24 protein-coding genes are annotated in these 23,223 nt (G+C 54.3%); 17 read left to right on the top strand and 7 right to left on the bottom strand.

Annotation, left to right across the window (positions count from 1 at the left end):
* Positions 1 to 9 precede the first annotated feature (9 nt).
* A complete protein-coding gene (gene fadL, locus ACLJRH_RS20005; protein ID WP_410958102.1) occupies positions 10 to 1,284 on the bottom strand; it encodes a long-chain fatty acid transporter FadL in 1,275 nt (424 codons plus the stop codon).
* 370 nt (positions 1,285 to 1,654) lie between these two features.
* Here fadL and ACLJRH_RS20000 point away from each other — a divergent pair, with 370 nt between their 5' ends.
* The 4 genes from ACLJRH_RS20000 (at position 1,655) to sixA (ending at position 6,268) form a co-directional block, all read left to right on the top strand.
* On the top strand, positions 1,655 to 1,939 hold the full coding sequence (locus ACLJRH_RS20000) for a YfcZ/YiiS family protein (RefSeq protein ID WP_023136739.1): 285 nt from the start codon (positions 1,655 to 1,657) through the stop codon (positions 1,937 to 1,939).
* 177 nt (positions 1,940 to 2,116) lie between these two features.
* A complete protein-coding gene (gene fadI / locus ACLJRH_RS19995; protein ID WP_023136740.1) occupies positions 2,117 to 3,427 on the top strand; it encodes an acetyl-CoA C-acyltransferase FadI in 1,311 nt (436 codons plus the stop codon).
* Complete coding sequence (gene fadJ, locus ACLJRH_RS19990) at positions 3,427 to 5,574, top strand: fatty acid oxidation complex subunit alpha FadJ (RefSeq protein WP_023136741.1); 2,148 nt, start codon at positions 3,427 to 3,429, stop codon at positions 5,572 to 5,574. The genes fadI and fadJ overlap by 1 nt, the downstream gene beginning before the upstream one ends.
* A gap of 208 nt (positions 5,575 to 5,782) precedes the next feature.
* Entirely contained in the window at positions 5,783 to 6,268 is a 486-nt protein-coding gene (gene sixA, locus ACLJRH_RS19985; protein ID WP_001195801.1) for a phosphohistidine phosphatase SixA, read from the top strand.
* 99 nt (positions 6,269 to 6,367) lie between these two features.
* On the opposite strand, the gene smrB is transcribed toward sixA, so the two are convergent.
* The gene (gene smrB / locus ACLJRH_RS19980; RefSeq protein ID WP_000730794.1) at positions 6,368 to 6,919 is read right to left on the bottom strand and encodes an endonuclease SmrB; all 552 of its coding nucleotides are present in this window, start codon (positions 6,917 to 6,919) and stop codon (positions 6,368 to 6,370) included.
* 165 nt (positions 6,920 to 7,084) lie between these two features.
* Between smrB and prmB the strand changes: the two genes are divergently transcribed.
* From prmB to ACLJRH_RS19950, 6 genes are read left to right on the top strand one after another with little or no spacing between them, the layout of a single operon-like run.
* Entirely contained in the window at positions 7,085 to 8,017 is a 933-nt protein-coding gene (gene prmB / locus ACLJRH_RS19975; protein ID WP_001542329.1) for a 50S ribosomal protein L3 N(5)-glutamine methyltransferase, read from the top strand.
* A gap of 35 nt (positions 8,018 to 8,052) precedes the next feature.
* On the top strand, positions 8,053 to 9,138 hold the full coding sequence (gene aroC, locus ACLJRH_RS19970) for a chorismate synthase (RefSeq protein ID WP_000918451.1): 1,086 nt from the start codon (positions 8,053 to 8,055) through the stop codon (positions 9,136 to 9,138).
* A 3-nt stretch (positions 9,139 to 9,141) separates the two neighbouring features.
* Positions 9,142 to 9,966: a penicillin-insensitive murein endopeptidase gene (gene mepA, locus ACLJRH_RS19965; protein WP_000750429.1), complete on the top strand. Its 825-nt coding sequence runs from the start codon at positions 9,142 to 9,144 to the stop codon at positions 9,964 to 9,966.
* Positions 9,966 to 10,775: a sulfite exporter TauE/SafE family protein gene (locus ACLJRH_RS19960; protein ID WP_023136742.1), complete on the top strand. Its 810-nt coding sequence runs from the start codon at positions 9,966 to 9,968 to the stop codon at positions 10,773 to 10,775. Before mepA ends, ACLJRH_RS19960 begins: the two co-directional genes overlap by 1 nt.
* Entirely contained in the window at positions 10,775 to 11,323 is a 549-nt protein-coding gene (locus ACLJRH_RS19955) for an elongation factor P hydroxylase (RefSeq protein ID WP_001089211.1), read from the top strand. The genes ACLJRH_RS19960 and ACLJRH_RS19955 overlap by 1 nt, the downstream gene beginning before the upstream one ends.
* A 32-nt stretch (positions 11,324 to 11,355) precedes the next feature.
* Positions 11,356 to 11,631 (top strand): YfcL family protein, encoded by a 276-nt coding sequence (locus ACLJRH_RS19950; protein WP_000559749.1) that lies wholly within the window; start codon positions 11,356 to 11,358, stop codon positions 11,629 to 11,631.
* A gap of 51 nt (positions 11,632 to 11,682) precedes the next feature.
* On the opposite strand, the gene mnmC is transcribed toward ACLJRH_RS19950, so the two are convergent.
* On the bottom strand, positions 11,683 to 13,683 hold the full coding sequence (gene mnmC, locus ACLJRH_RS19945) for a bifunctional tRNA (5-methylaminomethyl-2-thiouridine)(34)-methyltransferase MnmD/FAD-dependent 5-carboxymethylaminomethyl-2-thiouridine(34) oxidoreductase MnmC (protein WP_023136743.1): 2,001 nt from the start codon (positions 13,681 to 13,683) through the stop codon (positions 11,683 to 11,685).
* A gap of 159 nt (positions 13,684 to 13,842) precedes the next feature.
* Between mnmC and fabB the strand changes: the two genes are divergently transcribed.
* Positions 13,843 to 15,057 (top strand): beta-ketoacyl-ACP synthase I, encoded by a 1,215-nt coding sequence (fabB, locus tag ACLJRH_RS19940; protein ID WP_000817159.1) that lies wholly within the window; start codon positions 13,843 to 13,845, stop codon positions 15,055 to 15,057.
* Positions 15,058 to 15,154: 97 nt separating this feature from the next.
* A complete protein-coding gene (locus ACLJRH_RS19935; RefSeq protein ID WP_001142909.1) occupies positions 15,155 to 15,811 on the top strand; it encodes a CPBP family intramembrane glutamic endopeptidase in 657 nt (218 codons plus the stop codon).
* A 66-nt stretch (positions 15,812 to 15,877) separates the two neighbouring features.
* Here ACLJRH_RS19935 and ACLJRH_RS19930 read toward each other — a convergent pair whose 3' ends face one another.
* The 3 genes from ACLJRH_RS19930 to ACLJRH_RS19920 form a co-directional block, all read right to left on the bottom strand.
* On the bottom strand, positions 15,878 to 16,396 hold the full coding sequence (locus ACLJRH_RS19930; protein WP_000847534.1) for a YbjP/YqhG family protein: 519 nt from the start codon (positions 16,394 to 16,396) through the stop codon (positions 15,878 to 15,880).
* A complete protein-coding gene (locus ACLJRH_RS19925; RefSeq protein WP_000118256.1) occupies positions 16,396 to 16,764 on the bottom strand; it encodes an NlpC/P60 family protein in 369 nt (122 codons plus the stop codon). Before ACLJRH_RS19925 ends, ACLJRH_RS19930 begins: the two co-directional genes overlap by 1 nt.
* A 168-nt stretch (positions 16,765 to 16,932) precedes the next feature.
* A complete protein-coding gene (locus ACLJRH_RS19920) occupies positions 16,933 to 17,181 on the bottom strand; it encodes a transcriptional regulator (RefSeq protein WP_000433429.1) in 249 nt (82 codons plus the stop codon).
* Positions 17,182 to 17,353: 172 nt separating this feature from the next.
* Between ACLJRH_RS19920 and ACLJRH_RS19915 the strand changes: the two genes are divergently transcribed.
* Positions 17,354 to 17,728: a hypothetical protein gene (locus ACLJRH_RS19915; protein ID WP_001051266.1), complete on the top strand. Its 375-nt coding sequence runs from the start codon at positions 17,354 to 17,356 to the stop codon at positions 17,726 to 17,728.
* A 179-nt stretch (positions 17,729 to 17,907) separates the two neighbouring features.
* Positions 17,908 to 19,086, top strand: a complete 1,179-nt coding sequence (locus ACLJRH_RS19910) for an MFS transporter (RefSeq protein ID WP_000127728.1) — start codon at positions 17,908 to 17,910, stop codon at positions 19,084 to 19,086.
* On the opposite strand, the gene flk is transcribed toward ACLJRH_RS19910, so the two are convergent.
* Entirely contained in the window at positions 19,083 to 20,084 is a 1,002-nt protein-coding gene (gene flk, locus ACLJRH_RS19905; RefSeq protein ID WP_000553396.1) for a flagella biosynthesis regulator Flk, read from the bottom strand. The two genes, ACLJRH_RS19910 and flk, sit on opposite strands and share 4 nt — an antisense overlap.
* 103 nt (positions 20,085 to 20,187) lie before the next feature.
* Between flk and pdxB the strand changes: the two genes are divergently transcribed.
* The 3 genes from pdxB to truA all read left to right on the top strand — a co-directional run bounded on the left by pdxB (position 20,188) and on the right by truA (position 23,217).
* A complete protein-coding gene (gene pdxB / locus ACLJRH_RS19900) occupies positions 20,188 to 21,324 on the top strand; it encodes a 4-phosphoerythronate dehydrogenase PdxB (protein WP_000699176.1) in 1,137 nt (378 codons plus the stop codon).
* 67 nt (positions 21,325 to 21,391) lie between these two features.
* On the top strand, positions 21,392 to 22,405 hold the full coding sequence (locus tag ACLJRH_RS19895) for an aspartate-semialdehyde dehydrogenase (protein ID WP_023136744.1): 1,014 nt from the start codon (positions 21,392 to 21,394) through the stop codon (positions 22,403 to 22,405).
* Positions 22,405 to 23,217, top strand: a complete 813-nt coding sequence (gene truA, locus ACLJRH_RS19890) for a tRNA pseudouridine(38-40) synthase TruA (RefSeq protein WP_000016631.1) — start codon at positions 22,405 to 22,407, stop codon at positions 23,215 to 23,217. Before ACLJRH_RS19895 ends, truA begins: the two co-directional genes overlap by 1 nt.
* Positions 23,218 to 23,223: the final 6 nt, after the last annotated feature.

The following is a 23,223-nucleotide window of genomic DNA, read 5'->3' as shown; positions in this document are numbered from 1 at the left end:
ACCGAACAGCTAGGCTTTCCCTTCAGATTCAAACTGATAAGGGCCTTCATTAATTTTCACGCTCTGACCATGCATATAAGAGACGCCAACGTCGACAGACGCATCTTTATTAAAGGCGTAAGTCGTACCGGCGCTCAGCCAGAAACGGTCCTGGTCCGGAATAGAGATAGAACGGTTTTGCGCTGGTACCGGGCTGTCATCGAAGGCGATACCGGTACGGAACGTCCAGTTGTCATCGTAGTAATAGGTGGTACCCAACGCAATGCGGTAAGCGTCTTTAAAGCCTTCATGCTTCTCAAAGAGCGTATCGCCGGCGGTCGATTTTGCCTTCAATTCCTGGAACTGACTCCAGCTGGTATAGGCCAGGCTATAGTGGATGGCCCACTGTGGCGCCACACGGTTATAACCGGACACTTCCCACATTTCCGGCAGATTCAGCGTCAGGTAGCCTGACTGCGTCGCGCCGCCGGTTGCCGTTGGGATGGGCAGATTAAATTGGTTTATAGCGATGGGAAGATCGCTACTGTAGTTGCCTTTAAAGTCAATTTTGACTTCTGAGCGGTAGGTCAGCGCGTAGCGGTTATTTTTATCCAGTTCATAAAGGATCCCGGCATTCCAGCCAAAGCCCCACTGATTACCGTTCAGGTGGGCAATCTTGGTATCGCTGGGAATCCGACCCGCGACCGGCGCCAGCGCCGGATTCTGTGCCGCGACCAACTGGCCTAAATCGCCCGCAAAACGTTCGATTTTTGCACGCGCGTATACCGCATCAAAGCCGAGGCCGAAGCTCCAGGCCTCATTTAAGCGATAAGCGCCGCTTAAATTCAGGTTCATGGTTTCAAGATCGGTCGTACCGCCTACCGAGCCGCCGGCGTATGTGTCGTTAAACTCTGTCGCCAGACCATAGTTAGAGGTAATAGAAGCCCCCCAGCCAAACTGGTCGTTAATCGGGGCGACAAAATGGACGTTCGGCACCCAGGCCGTCGGCGCGATGTTATCCGCATCTAACGTCCGACGGGATGGCGATGTCCCGCTAATATTAACATCAGGATCAATATAAACCGCGCCCGCTGAAAACGTCGGGCGGTCAAACATGGTAATTAACGCCGGGTTGCGGCTAACGTTACCTGCATCATCTGCGATTGCGCCTTCACCCGAATAGGCCCGGCCAAGGCCAGAGGAAGAAAATTCGTTTAACTGAAAGCCTGCAGACCAGGCCTGGGTGGAGATGATTGCCACTGCGACTGCGAGAGCAGACTTTGTAAACAGGGTTTTCTGGCTCATGACCATAACCTCATTGATTATTTTTATACAAACTATGTTACATGCTGTAACAGGAGCGCGAAGTGTAGGGTCTGCGGTACGACTTAGAAATCAGACCAGTGGCGAGAGTATAGGTCTGACCAGCTAGAATGTTGCAAGTATGTTTATAAGTTTTTTCAATTGTGATCTTAGAAACGAGATCTGGCTGGCAAAATCGGCGGGCTTAACGGTCACCCGATCGCGCGATTTTTGTTTTAGATCATTTTTAAGTGTGATTTCGGTCACTTAACGCGTTTCCCACCATTAACGACTGGAGAGGCGAATGCCGGGAGCGTAAAATATCCCCATCGTTTATCTGGCACCCTGGGTGCAAATACAGAGGAAATCTACAATGAGTAAATGCAGTGCTGATGAAACCCCGGTTTGCTGCTGTATGGACGTTGGAACCATCATGGACAACTCCGATTGCACCGCGTCATACAGCCGCGTATTCGCTACCCGCGCAGAGGCTGAAGAGACGCTGGCGGCGTTAACCGAAAAAGCGCGTAGCGTGGAGTCTGAACCTTGCCAAATTACGCCAATCTTTACCGAGGAATCCGAAGGCGTTCGTCTGGATATTGATTTTGTTTTCGCCTGCGAAGCAGAAACGCTGATCTTCCAGCTCGGCCTGCGTTAATCCGTTCATTCACGACGCCTCCGTCATCATCTGGCGGAGGCGTTTTCTTTTTTTGTCGCTTCCCTTCACTGTGCCTTAGCTCCCACTTTCTTTTCTCTCTGCTTGGCTAAATGTAAAAAATTGGTTAAGACTGTGATCAGGTCAGACCACTAATTTATTTTTTTACAGGGGAGTACTATGCGTCAGGCTTTACCGTTGGTCACCCGCCAGGGCGATCGCATTGCAATTGTCAGTGGGTTACGAACCCCCTTCGCTCGTCAGGCCACTGCATTTCATGGTATTCCCGCTGTTGATCTCGGCAAGATGGTGGTAGGCGAGCTGCTGGCGCGCAGTGAAATTCCAGCCGATGCCATTGAGCAACTGGTTTTTGGTCAGGTAGTACAAATGCCGGAAGCGCCCAACATTGCGCGCGAAATTGTGCTGGGTACGGGGATGAATGTTCATACCGATGCCTATAGCGTAAGCCGCGCCTGCGCCACCAGTTTTCAGGCGGTAGCGAATGTGGCGGAAAGCCTGATGGCCGGCACGATACGCGCGGGTATCGCTGGCGGCGCAGATTCGTCGTCGGTACTCCCAATAGGCGTGAGTAAAGCCCTGGCGCGGGTACTGGTTGATGTCAATAAAGCCCGGACGACCCGCCAACGGCTGACGCTTTTTTCTCGTCTGCGCTTACGCGACCTGCTGCCCGTTCCTCCCGCCGTCGCTGAGTATTCCACCGGTCTGCGCATGGGCGATACCGCCGAACAGATGGCGAAAACGTATGGTATTACGCGTGAACAGCAGGACGCGCTGGCGCATCGTTCACATCAGCGCGCCGCGCAGGCATGGGCGGAGGGCACACTGGCGGAAGAAGTGATGACGACCTATGTGCCGCCGTATAAAAACCCCTTTGCAGAAGACAACAACATTCGCGGCACCTCCACGCTGGCGGACTACGCTAAACTGCGTCCCGCTTTTGACAGAAAACATGGCTCCGTGACCGCCGCCAATAGTACACCGCTGACCGACGGCGCTGCCGCCGTTATTCTGATGACCGAATCCCGCGCTAAAGAGCTGGGGCTGCACCCGCTTGGTTATCTGCGCAGCTACGCCTTTACCGCTATTGATGTCTGGCAGGACATGCTATTGGGGCCGGCCTGGTCAACGCCGCTGGCGCTGGAGCGGGCCGGGTTGACGATGGCCGATCTGACGCTTTTTGACATGCATGAAGCGTTTGCCGCCCAGACTCTGGCGAACTTACAACTGCTGGGCAGCGAACGATTTGCCCGTGAGGTGCTTGGTCGTGCGCAGGCGACAGGGGAGGTGGATGACGCTAAATTCAACGTGCTTGGCGGCTCAATCGCCTACGGGCATCCTTTTGCCGCAACGGGCGCGCGGATGATAACCCAAACGTTGCATGAATTACGGCGTCGGGGCGGAGGTTTTGGCCTGGTCACAGCCTGCGCGGCTGGCGGTCTTGGCGCGGCGATGGTTCTGGAGGCGGAATAATGACTACCACATCAGCTTTTATGCTTAACGTGCGTCTGGATAATGTCGCGGTTGTCGCTATTGATGTCCCTGGAGAAAAGGTGAACACCCTGAAAGCGGAGTTTGCCGCGCAGGTACGCGCCATCCTGAAGCAGATCCGGGAAAATAAAGCGTTGCAGGGCGTTGTTTTTATCTCAGCCAAAGCAGATAACTTTATTGCTGGCGCTGATATCAACATGATAGGTCACTGCCAAAATGCGCAGGAAGCGGAAACGCTGGCGCGTCAGGGGCAACAACTGATGGCGGAGATCCAGGCGTTGCCTGTTCCGGTTATCGCCGCCATTCATGGCGCCTGTCTGGGGGGCGGCCTTGAAATGGCGCTGGCCTGCCATCGACGTATCTGTACCGACGACGTTAAAACTATTCTCGGACTGCCGGAGGTACAGTTAGGGCTTTTACCGGGATCGGGCGGAACGCAGCGTCTTCCGCGGCTGGTGGGGGTCAGTACCGCGCTGGATATGATCCTGACAGGTAAACAGCTTCGCGCCAGACAGGCGCTTAAAGCCGGGCTGGTTGATGATGTGGTGCCGCAAACTATTTTACTGGAAGCGGCTGTCGAGCTGGCTAAAAAAGAACGCCTGGCGCAACGGACATTACCGGTCCGGGAACGTATCCTGGCGGGGCCGCTGGGGCGCGCGCTGTTATTTCGCCTGGTGCGTAAAAAGACGGCGCAAAAAACGCAGGGTAATTATCCGGCGACGGAGCGGATCATTGATGTGATTGAAACGGGACTGGCGCAGGGCAGCAGTAGCGGCTATGACGCGGAAGCGCGCGCTTTCGGCGAGCTGGCGATGACGCCTCAATCGCAGGCGCTGCGCGCTATTTTCTTTGCCAGTACCGAGGTGAAAAAAGATCCCGGTAGCGATGCGCCGCCCGGCCCGCTGAACAGCGTGGGCATCTTAGGCGGCGGGTTAATGGGTGGCGGTATCGCCTGGGTTACGGCCTGTAAAGGCGGATTGCCAGTACGAATTAAGGATATAAATACTCAGGGGATCAATCATGCTCTGAAGTACAGCTGGGATCTGCTTGAAACAAAAGTACGCCGCCGCCATATCAAAGCCAGCGAACGCGATAAACAATTGGCGTTGATATCAGGTTCGACAGATTATCGTGGTTTCAGTCATCGTGATCTGGTCATTGAAGCGGTGTTTGAAGATCTGCCGTTAAAACAACAGATGGTGGCGGAAGTGGAACAAAATTGCGCTGCTCACACCATTTTTGCCTCCAATACTTCTTCCCTGCCGATTGGCGATATTGCGGCGAATGCGGCCAGACCGGAACAGGTGATTGGATTGCACTTTTTTAGCCCGGTCGAGAAAATGCCGCTGGTTGAGGTCATTCCTCACGCGTCTACTTCCGCGCAGACCATCGCCACGACCGTTAAGCTGGCGAAAAAACAGGGTAAAACCCCGATAGTCGTCAGCGATAAAGCCGGGTTTTATGTTAACCGAATTCTTGCGCCATATATCAATGAGGCGATTCGGATGCTGACTGAAGGCGAACGTGTCGAACATATTGACGCCGCCCTGGTAAAATTTGGTTTTCCGGTGGGGCCAATCCAACTTTTGGATGAGGTAGGAATCGACACGGGCACTAAAATTATTCCTGTGCTTGAGGCGGCGTATGGAGAACGTTTTAGCGCGCCTGCAAATGTTGTCGCTTCAATTTTGAATGACGATCGCAAAGGTAGAAAAAATGGCCGCGGTTTCTATCTTTATGGCGAAAAAGGGCGTAAAAGCAAAAAACAGGTTGACCCTGCTATTTATAAGCTTATTGGCGTGCAAGGGCAGAGTCGACTATCTGCGCAGCAGGTGGCAGAGCGCTGTGTCATGTTAATGCTTAACGAAGCGGCGCGCTGTTTCGACGAAAAAGTGATTCGCAGCGCGCGCGATGGCGATATTGGCGCCGTGTTTGGTATCGGTTTTCCGCCGTTCCTCGGTGGCCCGTTCCGCTATATGGATGCTCTCGGGCCGGGTGAAATGGTGGCGACATTACAGCGCCTGGCCGCACTTTACGGTCCTCGTTACGCGCCTTGTGAACAATTAGTGCGCATGGCGGAGCGCAGGGAGCATTTCTGGACGAATGGGGAAACTGACCAGGGAAATTGAGGTCAAAGAGAATATGAATCCGCACTGAATGCCTCCTTAATGGCGAAATAATAATCAAGGATTGACTATACTTACGCCATTGAGGTAAAAAACAGCGTTTCATTCGGTGAATGGATAAGGCACAATGCCGGCCACCGCATTTTTGCCGCAGCCAATAGGGGCATGTGGTAAGCGTGTTGGTGAAACTGGTTAACAAAAGCGGTGCAATATGCAAGTTTTTATCATGCGTCACGGCGACGCAGCCCTCGATGCCGCCAGTGATTCGGTTCGTCCCTTGACCCCTTGTGGGTGTGACGAGTCTCGCCTGATGGCGAACTGGCTGAAAGGTCAAAAAGTGGATATCGAACGTGTTCTGGTGAGTCCGTTTCTTCGGGCCGAACAGACGTTAGATGTGGTCGGCGATTGTATGAATCTGCCGGCTCAGGTGGATGTCCTGCCGGAGCTAACGCCCTGTGGCGATGTCGGTCTGGTCAGCGCCTACCTCCAGGCGCTGGCCAATGAAGAGATCGGATCGGTGCTGGTGATCTCTCACTTACCTCTGGTCGGATACCTGGTATCTGAGCTTTGTCCGGGCGAAACGCCGCCGATGTTCACGACGTCCGCAATTGCCAACGTTACGCTTGATGTAAGCGGCAAGGGGACATTCAACTGGCAAATGAGTCCCTGCAATCTGAAAATGGCGAAAGCGATTTAATCTTTGCTGCCTGATGGCGCTTCGCTTATCAGGCCTACGACAGCGCTGGCTGTTCGTAGGCTGGATAAGCCGCTTGCGCCGCCATCCGGCAATTCCGCATCAGGGTAATTCGGGCGGTTGCCACTCTTCCACTTCAATCAACACCAGCAGCGCGGCGTCGCCGCCGTACTCTTTTGGTGCCTGATGAAAGGCCATCACATGCGGATGCTGCGCCAGCCATAACGGCGTTTGCTGTTTCAGAATATGTTTACCGTGTCCATGCATGACGCAGGCGCAAAAAATATGTTCCCGACGGCAGGCGGCAATTAGCGCTCCCAATTCCTGCTTGGCCTGAAGCTGCGTTAAGCCGTGTAAATCCAGAAACAGTTCTGGCGAATAGTCGCCGCGGCGCATTTTTTTTAGCTCGAAATGGCTGACATCTTCACGGACATACTTTACCGGCCCTTCCGTATTGAGCAGCGGCTGGAACTCATCAGAAAAATAGTGGCTGGCGTCCGCCTGTTCCTGAATTAACCTTCGGGTAGGGACTTCCGTGATTTTCTTGCGCAGTGGCCGATGGACGATAGTATCCTGTTTAATCTTTCGGGTGCCGACCATCAGCTGACGGAACAGCGCCTGGTCCTCCTCGCTGAGCGATGTTTTCTTTTTCATTCGTGGGTCTCGTCTGATCTTTTGCCTTAGTTTACCCGACCCGGAGGATATCCGAACGGTCAAAACGGATTTTTCGTATTCTCCCGCCGCGTCAATGCTGATTTATCCCTGTCTTCGTGGCAAACTAGCCGCCGAATTTAATGCGAGCATGCCCTGGAGGAATACGTGGATAAAATTTTCGTCGATGAAGCAGTAAGTGAACTGCATACCATTCAGGACATGTTGCGCTGGGCGGTAAGCCGCTTTAGCGCGGCGAATATCTGGTATGGACACGGTACCGATAACCCGTGGGATGAAGCGGTACAACTGGTGTTGCCGTCTCTTTATCTGCCGCTGGATATTCCGGAAGATATGCGAACCGCGCGGCTGACGTCCAGCGAAAAACACCGCATTGTCGAGCGAGTGATTCGTCGCATTAACGAACGTATCCCGGTCGCCTACCTGACCAATAAAGCCTGGTTCTGCGGCCACGAATTTTATGTCGATGAGCGCGTGCTGGTGCCGCGTTCGCCCATTGGCGAGCTGATTAATAACCACTTCGCCGGCCTTATTAGCCAACAGCCGAAATATATTCTGGATATGTGTACCGGTAGCGGCTGCATCGCCATCGCCTGTGCTTATGCTTTCCCGGACGCAGAGGTTGATGCGGTCGATATTTCGCCGGATGCGCTGGCTGTCGCCGAGCATAACATTGAAGAACACGGTCTTATCCATCACGTGACGCCAATCCGTTCCGATCTGTTCCGCGATCTGCCGAAAGTTCAGTACGATCTGATTGTCACTAACCCGCCTTATGTCGATGCGGAAGATATGTCCGATCTGCCGAACGAATATCGCCACGAACCTGAGCTGGGGCTGGCGTCCGGCACTGACGGCCTAAAATTGACCCGCCGTATCCTGGGGAATGCGCCGGATTATCTGTCCGATGATGGCGTTCTGATTTGTGAAGTCGGAAACAGCATGGTACATCTGATGGAGCAGTATCCGGATGTGCCGTTCACCTGGCTGGAGTTTGACAACGGCGGCGATGGCGTCTTTATGTTGACCAAAGCGCAGTTGCTCGCGGCCCGTGAACATTTCAATATTTATAAAGATTAAAACACGCAAACGACAACAACGATAACGGAGCCGTGATGGCAGGAAACACAATTGGACAACTCTTTCGCGTAACCACTTTCGGCGAATCACACGGGCTGGCGCTTGGGTGTATCGTCGATGGCGTGCCGCCCGGCATCCCGTTGACGGAGGCCGATCTGCAGCACGATCTCGACAGACGCCGCCCAGGCACCTCGCGCTATACTACTCAGCGCCGCGAACCGGATCAGGTAAAAATTCTCTCCGGCGTGTTTGATGGCGTGACGACCGGCACCAGCATTGGCCTGCTGATTGAAAACACAGATCAGCGCTCGCAGGACTACAGCGCGATTAAAGATGTTTTTCGTCCGGGACACGCGGATTACACCTATGAGCAGAAATACGGCCTGCGCGATTACCGTGGCGGTGGACGTTCTTCCGCGCGTGAAACCGCGATGCGCGTAGCGGCAGGGGCGATTGCCAAGAAATACCTGGCGGAAAAGTTCGGCATCGAAATCCGCGGCTGCCTGAGCCAGATGGGCGACATTCCGCTGGAGATTAAAGACTGGCGTCAGGTTGAGCTTAATCCGTTCTTTTGTCCCGATGCGGACAAACTTGACGCGCTGGACGAACTGATGCGCGCGCTGAAAAAAGAGGGCGACTCCATCGGCGCGAAAGTGACGGTGATGGCGAGCGGCGTGCCGGCAGGGCTTGGCGAACCGGTGTTTGACCGACTGGATGCGGACATCGCCCATGCGCTGATGAGCATCAATGCGGTGAAAGGCGTGGAGATCGGCGAAGGATTTAACGTGGTGGCGCTGCGCGGCAGCCAGAATCGCGATGAAATCACGGCGCAGGGTTTTCAGAGCAACCACGCTGGCGGCATCCTCGGTGGCATCAGTAGCGGGCAACACATTGTGGCGCATATGGCGCTGAAACCTACCTCCAGCATTACCGTGCCGGGACGTACGATCAACCGGATGGGTGAAGAAGTCGAGATGATCACCAAAGGGCGCCACGATCCGTGTGTGGGGATTCGCGCAGTGCCGATCGCAGAAGCCATGCTGGCGATCGTGCTGATGGATCACCTGCTGCGCCATCGGGCACAGAATGCGGATGTAAAGACAGAGATTCCACGCTGGTAAGAAATGAAAAAAACCGCGATTGCGCTGCTGGCATGGTTTGTCAGTAGCGCCAGCCTGGCGGCGACGCCGTGGCAGAAAATAACTCATCCTGTCCCCGGCGCAGCCCAGTCTATCGGTAGCTTTGCCAACGGATGCATCATTGGCGCCGACACGTTGCCGGTACAGTCCGATAATTATCAGGTGATGCGCACCGATCAGCGCCGTTATTTCGGCCACCCGGATCTGGTCATGTTTATCCAGCGGTTGAGTCATCAGGCGCAGCAACGGGGGCTCGGAACCGTCCTGATAGGCGACATGGGGATGCCTGCCGGAGGCCGCTTTAATGGCGGACACGCCAGTCATCAGACCGGGCTTGATGTGGATATTTTCTTGCAGTTGCCGAAAACGCGCTGGAGCCAGGCGCAGCTATTGCGCCCGCAGGCGTTAGATCTGGTGTCCCGCGACGGTAAACATGTCGTGCCGTCGCGCTGGTCGTCGGATATCGCCAGTCTGATCAAACTGGCGGCACAAGACAATGACGTCACCCGTATTTTCGTCAATCCGGCCATTAAACAACAGCTTTGCCTCGATGCCGGAAGCGATCGTGACTGGCTACGTAAAGTACGCCCCTGGTTCCAGCATCGCGCGCATATGCACGTGCGTTTACGCTGCCCTGCCGACAGCCTGGAGTGCGAAGATCAACCTTTACCCCCGCCGGGTGATGGATGCGGCGCTGAACTGCAAAGCTGGTTCGAACCGCCAAAACCTGGCACCACAAAGCCTGAGAAGAAGACACCGCCGCCGTTGCCGCCTTCCTGCCAGGCGCTACTGGATGAGCATGTACTCTGATGGACAATTTTTATGATCTGTTTATGGTCTCCCCGCTGCTGCTGGTGGTACTGTTTTTTGTCGCCGTACTGGCAGGATTTATTGATTCTATCGCCGGGGGCGGAGGGCTGCTCACTATCCCTGCGCTGATGGCCGCCGGGATGTCGCCGGCAAATGCGCTGGCGACCAATAAATTACAGGCGTGTGGCGGCTCCCTCTCATCTTCGCTCTATTTTATTCGCCGTAAAGTGGTAAACCTGGCGGAGCAAAAGCTCAATATTCTGATGACGTTCATTGGCTCGATGAGCGGTGCGCTGCTGGTGCAGCACGTGCAGGCGGATATTTTGCGCCAGATCTTGCCTATCCTGGTGATTTTCATCGGCCTCTATTTTTTATTGATGCCGAAGCTGGGCGAGGAAGATCGCCAGCGCCGCCTGTATGGATTACCGTTCGCGCTGATAGCCGGGGGATGCGTCGGGTTTTACGACGGTTTTTTCGGGCCTGCCGCCGGGTCGTTTTACGCTCTGGCGTTTGTCACCTTATGTAGCTATAACCTGGCGAAATCCACGGCACATGCCAAAGTGCTTAACGCTACCTCCAACGTTGGCGGCCTGCTGTTATTTATCATCGGCGGCAAAGTGATCTGGGCGACGGGCTTCGTGATGCTGGTTGGTCAGTTTTTAGGGGCGCGAATGGGGTCGCGTCTGGTGTTGAGCAAAGGCCAAAAACTTATCAGACCGATGATCGTTATTGTCTCGGCGGTGATGAGCGCCAGGTTACTTTATGATAGCCACGGACAGGAGATCCTCCACTGGTTGGGGATGAATTAATGAACAGTACGCACCATTACGAACAGTTAATTGAGATTTTTAACGGCTGCTTTGCCGAAGAATTTAATACCCGTCTGATTAAAGGCGACGACGAACCGATCTATCTTCCTGCTGACGCGCAGGTACCGTACCACCGCATCGTCTTTGCGCATGGGTTTTACGCCAGCGCGCTGCATGAGATTTCTCACTGGTGTATCGCCGGTAAGGCGCGCCGCGAACTGGTTGACTTTGGTTACTGGTACTGCCCGGACGGACGCGACGCGCAGACCCAAAGTCAATTCGAAGACGTTGAGGTGAAGCCACAGGCTTTCGACTGGTTGTTTTGCGTGGCGGCGGGGTATCCCTTTAACGTCAGTTGCGACAATCTGGAAGGCGATATTGAGCCGGATCGCGTGGCGTTTCAGCGCCGGGTTCATGCGCAGGTAATGGCGTATCTGGAGCAGGGCATTCCTGAACGTCCGGCCCGCTTCATCAAAGCGCTACAGAATTACTATCACACGCCCGAACTTAAGGCGGAACAGTTCCCGTGGCCGGAAGCGCTTAATTAAAGCCAGCGCCACGTTTACAATGAGGAAAGAAGATGATCGCGGAGTTTGAATCACGCATTCTGGCATTAATTGACGATATGGTAGAGCACGCCAGCGACGATGAGCTTTTTGCCAGTGGATACCTGCGTGGCCACCTGACGTTAGCCATTGCCGAGCTGGAGAGCGGTGATGACCACTCCGTTGAGGCGGTCTATGCCAACGTTAGCCAAAGTCTGGAAAAAGCGATCGGCGCTGGCGAACTGTCGCCACGCGATCAGGCGTTAGTCAAAGCGATGTGGGACAATTTGTTCGACAAGGCAAAACAATAACGCCGAGGGCCGGAAGGCGACGCTTGCCGCCTTCCGCTATTGACTGGCCCATTACTTCACCGCTTTTCCCTTCAATAACTTTCTCACCCATAACCGATTCGGATTTAACGCCGCCAGCGTACCGGCATCCAGTGGAATCGGCTCGTTACTCATCTGCGCCGCCAGAATTTCTGCGCATAATGGCGCTGAGCACAAACCACGCGATCCCAGCGCGCCGAGCATAAATAAACCCGGATACACAGGCGCAGGCGCCGCCGACGTTTTATTATCGGCTAAATCGGCATAATGCGTCAGCGTGGCGTGGTAATCCGGGACATTGCCCACCATCGGCAGATGGTCGCGGGTGGCGCAACGCACGCCGCAACGGGCGCTGTTGCCGCTAACGTCAACCTCTGTGGCCCATTTCGCATCCGGAAAACAGTCAAGCAGACGCTGTCGGTTCTGACGCTGATCTTCTTCGCGCCAGACGGTGCTTTCATCGCCCCGGTGATAGCTGGCGCCAATACAGTGCTGCTGATTATGCGGATTTTGCGGCGTCAGATAGCCGTCGTAGCATAACACCTGACGCAACGCCGAGAGGGCGGGGGTGGTGGGAATATGACTGACCTGCCCCCCGACGGCATACACCGGTAGCGGCCGGGTCTGATCAAAACGGTTAATCTGATGGCCGTTCGCCAGGACGACGGTCTCATGGCTGGCGGTTTCACCTGACGTAAAGCGCAGTTGCCAGCGCGACTCCTGCGCAACGAGCGACGTGAGCGTATGGCGAAAGCGCGTTTGTAAACCCTGTTCGGTCGCCAGTGCGATGACTGCGCGAGTTAATTGTTCCGGGCACAGCCAGCCGCCTGCCGGATAGGTAATTCCTCCGCAGCGTGTCGTCACGCCAACCGCCTGTTCCGCTTCTTCGGCATCGAGCACCGAGGCCAGTCCGGCGGGCAGCGCCAGGGACAGCATCTGGGCAATTTTCTGCTGGCTTTTCTCATCCCATCCGAGCTGCGTCACGCCGCACCAGTCATGATCAAAAGAGACGGGCAGGGCATCATACAGGCGACGGGCAAAGGTGAATGCGGTCGGGAAAAAGCGATTAATGGCGGCGTCATGTTTGCTAAGGAGCGGATAAAGCGCGCCCTGTCGATTACCGGAGGCGCCCTGGGCGGGCTGGTCGTCCGCGCAATAGAGCGTCACCTGCCAGCCGCGACGCAGTAACGCCAGTGATAACAGCGCGCTGGCGATGCCGCCGCCAATGATTGCCGTTTCACGTTTTTCGCTTCCGCTGCGGTAAAACCAGGGCGCGGAAAGGGTCGGCATGAGGTGTTGTTCCATCACTCCGCAAAGCATCTCGCGTTTACGTCCGAAGCCTTTGCGTTTTTGCATGGTAAAACCGGCTTCCTGTAATCCCCGACGAACGAAACCCGCCGAGGTAAACGTCGCCAGCGTTGCACCGGGCCGCGCCAGCCGCGCCATCGCGTTAAACAGGTTTGGCGTCCACATATCCGGATTTTTCGCCGGGGCAAAACCGTCGAGGAACCAGGCGTCGACTGTTTGATTCAGCGTGGCGTCCAGTTGGTCGGTCAGTTCATTAATATCGCCAAACCACAAATCCAGCGTCACCCGGCCCCGATCCAGCAATAGGCGGTGGCATCCCGGGAGCGGCAGCGGCCATTGCGCCTGCAGCTGCTCTGCCCAGGGCGCGAGCTCCGGCCAGTGTTGGTGCGCCAGCGCCAGATCGCCGCGCGTTAACGGGAATTTCTCAAAACTGATGAAATGTAGCCTTTTCAGCGTCGCTTGTGGGTGCGCAGAACGAAAGCTGTCAAACGCCTGCCACAGCGTCAGGAAGTTGAGTCCGGTGCCAAAACCGCTTTCCGCGACTATAAATAATGGATGTGAATGTACGGGAAATCGCTCCGCAAGACGATTGCCGCCAAGAAAAACGTAGCGTGTCTCTTCGAGTCCATTGTCATTAGAAAAATAGACATCATCAAAATCTCGGGAAACAGGTGTACCCTCAGCGTTAAATTCGAGTGTGGCGGGTTGTATGGCGTATTGTTTCACGTAAGTTACTCGTCTGACGGGCGGTATCGCGATCTTAACGATGTGTGCCTGATGGCGCAAATTTCCTTACTAAATGGCTGATCGGACTTGTTCGGCGTACAAGTGTACGCTATTGTGCCAATCGAAACTTAAAAATAGTGCGAATTACAGAGGTATTGAATGAAACGTGCAGTGATTACTGGCCTGGGCATCGTTTCCAGCATCGGTAATAACCAGCAGGAAGTCCTGGCATCTCTGCGTGAAGGACGTTCAGGGATCACTTTCTCTCAGGAGCTGAAGGACGCCGGCATGCGTAGCCAGGTATGGGGCAACGTAAAACTGGATACCACTGGCCTCATTGACCGCAAAGTCGTGCGCTTTATGAGCGACGCCTCCATCTATGCTTATCTGTCTATGGAGCAGGCAGTGGCCGACGCCGGTCTGGCGCCGGAAGTCTATCAGAATAACCCGCGTGTCGGCCTGATTGCAGGTTCCGGCGGCGGCTCCCCGAAATTCCAGGTCTTTGGCGCAGACGCCATGCGTAGCCCGCGTGGTCTGAAAGCCGTGGGCCCGTATGTGGTGACGAAAGCAATGGCATCCGGCGTTTCCGCCTGCCTCGCTACGCCGTTTAAAATTTATGGCGTGAACTACTCCATTAGCTCCGCTTGCGCGACCTCCGCACACTGTATCGGCAATGCGGTTGAACAGATCCAACTGGGCAAACAGGACATCGTTTTTGCTGGCGGCGGCGAAGAGCTGTGCTGGGAAATGGCCTGTGAGTTCGACGCGATGGGGGCATTGTCCACCAAATATAACGATACGCCTGAAAAAGCGTCCCGTACCTATGATGCGCACCGTGATGGGTTTGTCATCGCAGGCGGTGGCGGTATGGTTGTTGTCGAAGAGCTGGAACACGCTCTGGCGCGCGGCGCGCATATCTATGCGGAAATCGTCGGTTACGGCGCAACATCCGATGGCGCAGACATGGTTGCTCCGTCTGGTGAAGGCGCAGTACGTTGCATGCAGATGGCGATGCACGGCGTAGACACGCCGATCGACTACCTGAACTCTCACGGTACCTCTACTCCGGTAGGCGACGTGAAAGAACTCGGTGCAATCCGTGAAGTGTTTGGCGATAACAGCCCGGCTATCTCCGCGACCAAAGCGATGACCGGCCACTCGCTGGGTGCCGCAGGCGTGCAGGAAGCTATCTACTCTCTGCTGATGCTGGAGCACGGTTTTATCGCGCCGAGTATCAACATCGAAGAGCTGGATGAGCAGGCTGCGGGTCTGGACATCGTGACCGAAACGACCGAGCGTGAACTGACTACTGTAATGTCTAACAGCTTCGGTTTTGGCGGCACCAACGCCACGCTGGTGATGCGTAAGTTGTAAGCCTGACTATTACGTTGTAGTATCAATAATGAAACAGGTCGCTAATGCGACCTGTTTTTTCATTCAGGGAACAACAAATTATATGGATATTCTATAAATGCCAACTAATACATTAGATAAAATTAGGCATAGTTTGAGTTGTGTGGCTGTTTTATTTGGTTTGCTTGGCATTTTTGTTTTTGCCTCATTTTCGCCTTCCTATGCCTGGCTTTATTTGGCAGGTCTGGCTGCGCCTTTTATATATAGTATTGTTTTTGTCTATGCGATTGCCGCCTGGAGTATTTATTCAAAGTATTATCCGTTTTTATCATTGGGCCGCTTATCATTTGTGGAATGTTTTTTTCCGGCGCTGGCCCTGGTGTGCCTTACCGTTCTCTACAATGCTTTTAGTGGCCCGGAACCCTGGATGGCCGAGTTATCAAGGCAATTTTTTCTTCATAAATTTCTTAACACGCTGGCGATGTGCTTTCTGGCTCCTGTGGCGGAGGAAATTATATTCAGAGGGTTTTTATTAAACAGCAGTATCGGTTGGGGTCGGTACTCAAGAGTTTCCGGTATTATTATTACCTCACTCGCTTTTGCATTTATGCATACACAATATCTCTTTGCGGTGACTTTTGTTTATCTGTTTGTTTTTTCATCGATATTATGCGTTGTTCGAATGAGAAGTCGTGGGCTAATGATACCGATAATACTTCATATTTTAAATAATGCCTGGGTTATTTTCGGCTTACTGTTTTCAGCGACGGAATAAGCGCCTGATGCAATAGGCGCTTTAACCTCTCCGGTACGAACAAGAGACCGATGGCGGTTCCCTTTTTTAATGCTTCTTATATTCCGGCGCGACTTTCGCTGACCAGGCCTCAGCCTGGGTGATGGCGCCTGCGTCATAAATCGGCTGTTCATAACCCTTATCAGCATCCCGAACGCGGTAAATTTTCCAGCGTCCCTCTTCCCAACGGGTATAAACTTCCAGGTGGATGGGCGTTGACTCTGTAGCCAACAGAACATCCACTTTTTCTCCGCCGAGGAAAGGGTGTGCCTTCCCAACCCGTAACTGTGGAATCCACTCTGGCGCATAGTCCTGCGCATACATAAAATAATCAGCCCCCACAATCTCCTGTTCATAAAGGGACTGTATTAGCGCCAGGCGATGAATAACCTCTTTAGCGACGTAACGTTGCATTAAGGCGGTGGTGTCGTCAGGGGGATTCACATCGTTCGTGAACGTCGTCATCCATGAGGTATAGAACTGCTTCACGGCCTGCGTACTGTCGTGATGAGGCGCAGAGCAACTACAAAGCAACAGGATAAGCGCGACAAGGGAGAACGTTTTCATTAATTCTTCCTGTAGATGGTATATGAGGGCCTGGCTGCCCGGTAGCCCGGGCCGGCCCACATATCGCGTTGTTTAAAATCTGAATACCACTCTGTGCCATCATATATCGCCATGTGACCGCTCGGGTTGCCGCCAGCGTAAGGTTGAATAATGATGACGTCACCCTCGCGCGGCATTTCATAGGTACCAATAGCGGTGAATCCGGCGCTTCTTAACATTGGGCCATAATCTTTTGCATGATATGTATGCCCCAGCGTGATACCGCCCGCCTGAATTGCCTTTCGGGTAAATTCCGCACACCGGCCTTGAGAATGAGAACCTGCATGCGTTTTGGCATAATTAACCGCCATTCTTTTATCCCAACTCATAATGATTCCTGTTAATAAAATACGTAATAGCAATGACGTAATGCTTTAACAGTATTTGATTCGGGAAGCATGACAAATAGTGCTATTACTATTTTCAATAGAATAAGTTTAAATATTTATTAATTGTTGAGATTGATAAGTTAGGGCCAATTTATTCAACATTAACTATTATTCTGCGGTATTGGCATCATTTTTTATTTGCATATCGCCATAGCGCGACGGCCAGATCTCCTGCGGCGTGATGCCCAGCGCGTCCGCAATAATCCGTTCAGCTCTCGGCCAGGAGCGGGTAAAGACATTGCGCAGTGAGTCAGGTGATAAACCGGCCTGACGAGAAAGATCTCTGAGCGTAATACCTCTTTTTTCCAGTGCACTTTTAATATCTGCACGATGCCAGTCTTGGCTTTTTGGTTCCATTCTGTAATCCTAAGAAGATGTGTTATCGGCACCGATATTTTTAAAGTGAAAATTAGCGTGAGAAAAAGAAAGTTACTTTCTTTTTCACTCTAAGAATAGTGCCAGAAAGAAAGCAAAATTTCGCGCAAAAGAAGAAATATTTTTATTTCATCAAAGGAAAGGAAAGAAACCGATGGCAAAGGAATGGTTCACGGTTAAGGAATGTCTTGGCTTGCCGGGGTTTCCGGGAAGCGAGCCTGCGGTTCGCGAACGTTTGTATAAGTACAGCGAAGGGAAAGAGGGGGTCAGGCGTAAGCGTGTTAAATCAAAGGCCGAGGAGTTTCATATATCTGTTTTCCCTCTTTATGTTCATCGTTATCTGGACGACAGCGGAGAGGAACCGACGCCAGAACCCATTTCCTTACAGGAAGCGGAGCCTGAAGATATTTGGGAGATGATGTTCAGGTTACTGACGCCAGAACAGCGCAAGCAGGTGACCGGACGGTTTAAGGTGAGAGGGATGAAAGCGGTCTTTCCCTTTCTGTTTGATGACACGCCGCCACGTTGATACCCTGGCTGCAATTTCAAGGTTGACAAGTTTCGCGTCTCACAGGCAGACTTCACTCTCTACATTATCCTTCCGATAATGCGTAAGCGTTTAACGTTATCCAACGCACCTTAATCCTGACGTTCAGGTAGAGGGGGGCGTGGCCTTTCCCCGCCTTACTCTGCATTCTGGAGTAATGCATGACAGCAGTTAGCCAAAAAACAACGACCCCGTCTGCGAATTTTTCGCTGTTCCGCATCGCCTTTGCGGTTTTCCTGACCTATATGACGGTCGGCCTGCCGTTACCCGTCATCCCGCTTTTTGTCCATCACGAACTGGGCTATAGCAATACGATGGTTGGGATCGCCGTGGGCATTCAGTTTTTTGCGACGGTACTGACGCGCGGCTATGCCGGACGGCTGGCGGATCAATATGGCGCTAAACGATCGGCGTTACAGGGGATGTTTGCCTGCGGGCTGGCGGGCGCCGCCTGGCTCCTGGCCGCGCTGTTGCCGGTTTCCGCGCCGGTAAAATTCGCGCTGCTTATTGTCGGGCGCTTAATTCTCGGTTTCGGCGAAAGCCAGCTGCTGACCGGAACCCTGACCTGGGGACTGGGGCTGGTTGGCCCAACGCGTTCCGGTAAGGTGATGTCGTGGAACGGAATGGCGATTTACGGCGCGCTGGCGGCCGGTGCGCCGTTGGGCTTGCTGATCCATAGCCACTTTGGCTTCGCGGCGCTGGCGGGAACGACGATGGTTTTACCGCTGCTGGCCTGGGCATTCAACGGCACCGTGCGTAAAGTGCCAGCGTATACGGGGGAGCGACCTTCACTGTGGAGCGTGGTCGGGCTTATCTGGAAACCGGGCCTGGGCCTGGCATTGCAGGGCGTGGGCTTTGCCGTCATCGGTACGTTTATTTCACTTTATTTTGTCAGCAATGGCTGGACGATGGCGGGATTCACCCTGACCGCGTTTGGCGGTGCGTTTGTACTGATGCGCATATTGTTCGGTTGGATGCCGGACCGCTTTGGCGGCGTGAAGGTCGCCGTTGTCTCATTGCTGGTTGAGACGGCAGGACTGCTGCTCTTGTGGCTGGCGCCGACGGCCTGGATAGCGCTGGTAGGCGCGGCGCTCACCGGGGCAGGGTGTTCATTGATTTTCCCGGCGCTGGGCGTGGAGGTTGTGAAACGCGTACCTGCACAGGTACGCGGTACGGCGCTCGGCGGCTACGCCGCGTTTCAGGATATCTCCTACGGCGTTACCGGCCCGCTGGCGGGCATGCTGGCCACGTCATGCGGCTATCCTTCCGTATTCCTCGCGGGAGCGATCTCCGCGGTGGTTGGCATCCTGGTGACGATATTATCGTTCCGGCGCGGTTAAGAAACCAGCCAGAAAAGCGCCAGTACAATTATTAGCGCGATAAACAACAGGCCTGGCCGTGCAGACAGATTTTTCACGGTTTCAATCATCGGCGCGAACGGGCGGTAGATGGGTTGAATAGAGAGCGGTTCGAGCTCATTCGCCTCCCGCTCTACGCGACGCAGGAAAATATGGTTAAGTAAGTCCTGCACCTGGGCGGTGGTCAGCACCGTTTGCGGCTGAATTTGATAAGTGTGTTGGGCATACTCTTTGATCGCTGTGAGCTCGTCTGGCTCAAGCGGTTGTTTTAACGCAGCCTGCAGCGTATGTAGCGTAGGCGCGTGTTGTAGTGACAGCGTCTGCCGCGCCTGTAGCCATGTCGCCAGATGAGTAAACTGTTTTGCCGGAATGAGCTCGCCGCTTTTCACGCCGGAGAGTTCCAGCATTGATTGCCAGATAAGTTTGTTTGACTCGCCGGTCGCGGCCGCCAGCTTCGTCACCAACTGATTCAACGTATTATGTTCAGCAGGCAATAATGGCCGATCCGTTGCCGGACGTTGCTGCGGCTGCGGAATGGAAAGTTGCCCCTGTTGCAGGAGCGTCAGCACGTTTTTGAGTTGATCGGGCGTAAGCTGGCTAAGCGCGGTTTGACCGTATTGCTGACGGATAAAATCGCTGACGGCCTGACGATTATTCCCGACGCCAAGCAGCTCTGTTAGCTGTGAAAGCACCTGACGATTGGCGTGATTTTGCTGCGCTACGCCCAGACGCTGGGTAAGATTCTGTTCAGCGGCGGGGAAGTGGCGCGACAGTAGCGGCGCGTCATTTTTTATCCCCAGATCGTGTTTCATTCCGGCCCATACTTCCGCGCTTTGCTGCTGGGTCAGTGAAATCAGGCGCGTGATCAGCCTTTCCAGTACCGTACGCTGTTGCATGGAAAGCGGCTGCTCGCTCGCAGCGGAAAGAGGATTACGCCCTTCGCCTGGAGGCTGTGCGGGGGCGCCGGAGATGGGATGCATAATTAATTATCCTTTAACCATAAATCTGAGCAATATATGCCTGGCGGCCAGATTATGGCACACTTGTCCGGTTAACTCTCGTTCTCAAACAGGTACGACAGTCGTGAAAATTCTCGTTGATGAAAATATGCCTTACGCCCGCGAATTATTTAGCCGCCTGGGTGAGGTAAAGGCAGTGCCGGGTCGCCCGATCCCCGTTGAAGAATTGAACCATGCCGATGCGTTAATGGTGCGTTCGGTCACGAAAGTGAATGAATCGCTGCTGAGCGGCACGCCGATTAACTTCGTTGGTACTGCTACGGCAGGCACCGATCATGTGGATGAGGCATGGCTGAAGCAGGCGGGCATCGGTTTTTCAGCCGCGCCCGGCTGTAATGCTATCGCCGTGGTGGAGTATGTGTTTTCCGCGCTGTTGATGCTGGCCGAACGTGACGGCTTTTCGTTACGCGATCGCACTATAGGGATTGTCGGCGTGGGTAACGTCGGAAGCCGGCTACAGACCAGGCTTGAAGCGTTAGGTATCCGCACGTTGCTGTGTGATCCGCCACGCGCCGCACGCGGGGACGAGGGTGATTTTCGTACGCTGGATGAGCTGGTGCAGGAAGCGGATGTCCTGACTTTCCATACGCCGCTTTATAAAGACGGACCGTACAAAACGCTGCATCTGGCCGATGAGACGCTGATCCGTCGACTGAAACCCGGCGCCATTCTCATTAACGCCTGCCGCGGTCCGGTGGTGGATAACGCCGCGTTGCTGGCGCGACTTAATGCCGGGCAGCCGCTGAGCGTGGTGCTTGATGTGTGGGAGGGCGAACCGGATCTTAACGTCGCGCTACTGGAAGCCGTGGATATCGGCACGTCGCATATTGCCGGCTATACGCTGGAAGGCAAAGCGCGCGGCACCACCCAGGTCTTTGAGGCGTATAGCGCGTTTATCGGTCGCGAGCAGCATGTCGCGCTGGAGACATTATTGCCTGCGCCTGAGTTTGGTCGTATTACGCTTCATGGCCCGCTGGATCAACCGACGCTGAAAAGACTGGCGCATTTGGTGTATGATGTGCGCCGCGACGATGCGCCACTGCGTAAAGTCGCTGGAATTCCGGGTGAATTTGATAAATTGCGTAAAAATTATCTTGAGCGCCGTGAATGGTCGTCTTTATACGTGATGTGTGACGACGAAACGGCAGCCGCCTTGCTGTGTAAGCTAGGTTTTAACGCTGTTCATCACCCGGCACATTAATGTCTTCTTAATGCTCCCTGTCGAATAATGCGACAGGGACGCTTATGTATTTCTGGAGTAAATCACCATGTCTGAAGGCTGGAACATTGCCATTCTGGGCGCAACGGGCGCCGTAGGCGAAGCCCTGCTTGAAACACTGGCTGAACGCCAGTTCCCGGTCGGTGAAATTTATGCGTTGGCGCGTCATGAAAGCGCGGGCGAGCACCTCCGTTTTGGTGGCAAGTCGGTCATTGTCCAGGATGCGGCGGACTTTGACTGGACGCAGGCGCAGTTGGCGTTTTTCGTTGCCGGCGCAGAGGCATCGGCTGCCTGGATAGACGACGCGACCAATGCAGGCTGCCTGGTGATAGATTCCAGCGGTCTGTTTGCGCTGGAGCCTGATGTGCCGCTGGTCGTGCCGGAAGTTAACCCGTATGTACTGGCGGATTACCGTAACCGTAACGTGATTGCGGTCGCCGATAGTCTGACCAGTCAACTGCTGGCGGCGCTCAAGCCGTTAATCGATCAGGGGGGACTGTCGCGCATCGCCGTCACCAGTATGTTATCAGCGTCCGCGCAGGGGAAAAAAGCGGTCGATGCGCTGGCCGGACAGAGTGCGAAGCTGCTTAACGGCATACCGATTGATGAAGATGATTTCTTTGGCCGCCAGTTGGCGTTCAATATGCTGCCGCTGCTGCCGGATCGTGAAGGCAGCGTGCGCCAGGAACGTCGTATCGTCGATGAAGTGCGTAAAATTTTGCAGGACGATGGCGTGATGATCTCCGCCAGTGTCGTGCAGTCGCCGGTGTTCTATGGCCATGCGCAGATGGTGAGCTTTGAAGCGCTCCGTCCGCTGGCGGCGGAAGAGGCGCGCGAGGCGTTTTCCCGCGGTGAAGATATCGTACTGTCAGAAGAGTCGGATTACCCGACGCAGGTGGGCGACGCTTCCGGCAATCCACAGCTTTCTATTGGCTGTGTGCATAATGATTACGGTATGCCGGAACAAATTCAGTTCTGGTCAGTGGCGGACAACGTGCGTTTCGGCGGCGCGCTGATGGCCGTTAAAATTGCGGAGAAGCTGGTGCAGGAGTATCTGTACTGATGTCCGGACAGCAATCATCGCCGGTCTATAAAATTGCGCTGGGTATTGAGTACGACGGCAGCAAGTATTATGGCTGGCAGCGTCAGAATGAAGTGCGCAGCGTGCAGGAAAAGCTGGAAAAAGCGCTCTCGCAGGTGGCAAATGAACCTATTAACGTGTTCTGCGCCGGGCGTACCGATGCCGGCGTTCACGGCACCGGGCAGGTTGTCCATTTCGAAACGACCGCATTGCGCAAAGATGCGGCATGGACGCTGGGGGTAAATGCGAATTTGCCTGGTGACATTGCCGTGCGCTGGGTGAAAACTGTACCGGATGATTTTCACGCGCGATTTAGCGCTACGGCTCGCCGTTATCGCTATATCATCTACAATCATCGACTGCGTCCTGCGGTATTAGCAAAAGGCGTGACGCATTACTATGAGCCACTGGATGCAGAGCGGATGCATCGCGCGGCGCAGTGTCTGCTTGGCGAAAATGATTTTACCTCGTTTCGCGCGGTGCAGTGCCAGTCGCGCACGCCGTGGCGTAATGTGATGCACATCAACGTTACCCGCCACGGCCCTTATGTGGTGGTCGATATCAAAGCGAATGCCTTTGTTCATCATATGGTCAGGAATATTGTCGGCAGCCTGCTGGAAGTAGGCGCTCACAACCAGCCGGAGAGCTGGATCGCAGAGCTGTTAGCGGCCAGGGACAGAACGCTGGCGGCGGCAACGGCGAAGGCGGAGGGGCTATATTTGGTTGCGGTGGATTACCCTGACCGGTTTGACCTTCCAAAACCGCCAATGGGCCCGCTATTTCTGGCGGACTAATCCGAA

This window comes from Salmonella sp. SAL04162 (genome assembly GCF_046551535.1).
GTDB classification, from domain to species: Bacteria; Pseudomonadota; Gammaproteobacteria; order Enterobacterales; family Enterobacteriaceae; genus Salmonella; species Salmonella enterica.
Note: the sequence above shows the minus strand (reverse complement) of the source record. Positions and strands in the feature narration are given on the sequence as shown.

Excerpts from the sequence above, each read along its gene's own strand:
- fadL (WP_410958102.1), bottom strand. The coding sequence starts at position 1,284 with ATGAGCCAGAAAACCCTGTTTACAAAGTCTGCTCTCGCAGTCGCAGTG.
- ACLJRH_RS20000 (WP_023136739.1), top strand. The coding sequence starts at position 1,655 with ATGAGTAAATGCAGTGCTGATGAAACCCCGGTTTGCTGCTGTATGGAC.
- fadI (WP_023136740.1), top strand. The coding sequence starts at position 2,117 with ATGCGTCAGGCTTTACCGTTGGTCACCCGCCAGGGCGATCGCATTGCA.
- fadJ (WP_023136741.1), top strand. The coding sequence starts at position 3,427 with ATGACTACCACATCAGCTTTTATGCTTAACGTGCGTCTGGATAATGTC.
- sixA (WP_001195801.1), top strand. The coding sequence starts at position 5,783 with ATGCAAGTTTTTATCATGCGTCACGGCGACGCAGCCCTCGATGCCGCC.
- smrB (WP_000730794.1), bottom strand. The coding sequence starts at position 6,919 with ATGAAAAAGAAAACATCGCTCAGCGAGGAGGACCAGGCGCTGTTCCGT.
- aroC (WP_000918451.1), top strand. The coding sequence starts at position 8,053 with ATGGCAGGAAACACAATTGGACAACTCTTTCGCGTAACCACTTTCGGC.
- mepA (WP_000750429.1), top strand. The coding sequence starts at position 9,142 with ATGAAAAAAACCGCGATTGCGCTGCTGGCATGGTTTGTCAGTAGCGCC.
- ACLJRH_RS19960 (WP_023136742.1), top strand. The coding sequence starts at position 9,966 with ATGGACAATTTTTATGATCTGTTTATGGTCTCCCCGCTGCTGCTGGTG.
- ACLJRH_RS19955 (WP_001089211.1), top strand. The coding sequence starts at position 10,775 with ATGAACAGTACGCACCATTACGAACAGTTAATTGAGATTTTTAACGGC.
- ACLJRH_RS19950 (WP_000559749.1), top strand. The coding sequence starts at position 11,356 with ATGATCGCGGAGTTTGAATCACGCATTCTGGCATTAATTGACGATATG.
- fabB (WP_000817159.1), top strand. The coding sequence starts at position 13,843 with ATGAAACGTGCAGTGATTACTGGCCTGGGCATCGTTTCCAGCATCGGT.
- ACLJRH_RS19935 (WP_001142909.1), top strand. The coding sequence starts at position 15,155 with ATGCCAACTAATACATTAGATAAAATTAGGCATAGTTTGAGTTGTGTG.
- ACLJRH_RS19930 (WP_000847534.1), bottom strand. The coding sequence starts at position 16,396 with ATGAAAACGTTCTCCCTTGTCGCGCTTATCCTGTTGCTTTGTAGTTGC.
- ACLJRH_RS19925 (WP_000118256.1), bottom strand. The coding sequence starts at position 16,764 with ATGAGTTGGGATAAAAGAATGGCGGTTAATTATGCCAAAACGCATGCA.
- ACLJRH_RS19920 (WP_000433429.1), bottom strand. The coding sequence starts at position 17,181 with ATGGAACCAAAAAGCCAAGACTGGCATCGTGCAGATATTAAAAGTGCA.
- ACLJRH_RS19915 (WP_001051266.1), top strand. The coding sequence starts at position 17,354 with ATGGCAAAGGAATGGTTCACGGTTAAGGAATGTCTTGGCTTGCCGGGG.
- ACLJRH_RS19910 (WP_000127728.1), top strand. The coding sequence starts at position 17,908 with ATGACAGCAGTTAGCCAAAAAACAACGACCCCGTCTGCGAATTTTTCG.
- flk (WP_000553396.1), bottom strand. The coding sequence starts at position 20,084 with ATGCATCCCATCTCCGGCGCCCCCGCACAGCCTCCAGGCGAAGGGCGT.
- ACLJRH_RS19895 (WP_023136744.1), top strand. The coding sequence starts at position 21,392 with ATGTCTGAAGGCTGGAACATTGCCATTCTGGGCGCAACGGGCGCCGTA.
- truA (WP_000016631.1), top strand. The coding sequence starts at position 22,405 with ATGTCCGGACAGCAATCATCGCCGGTCTATAAAATTGCGCTGGGTATT.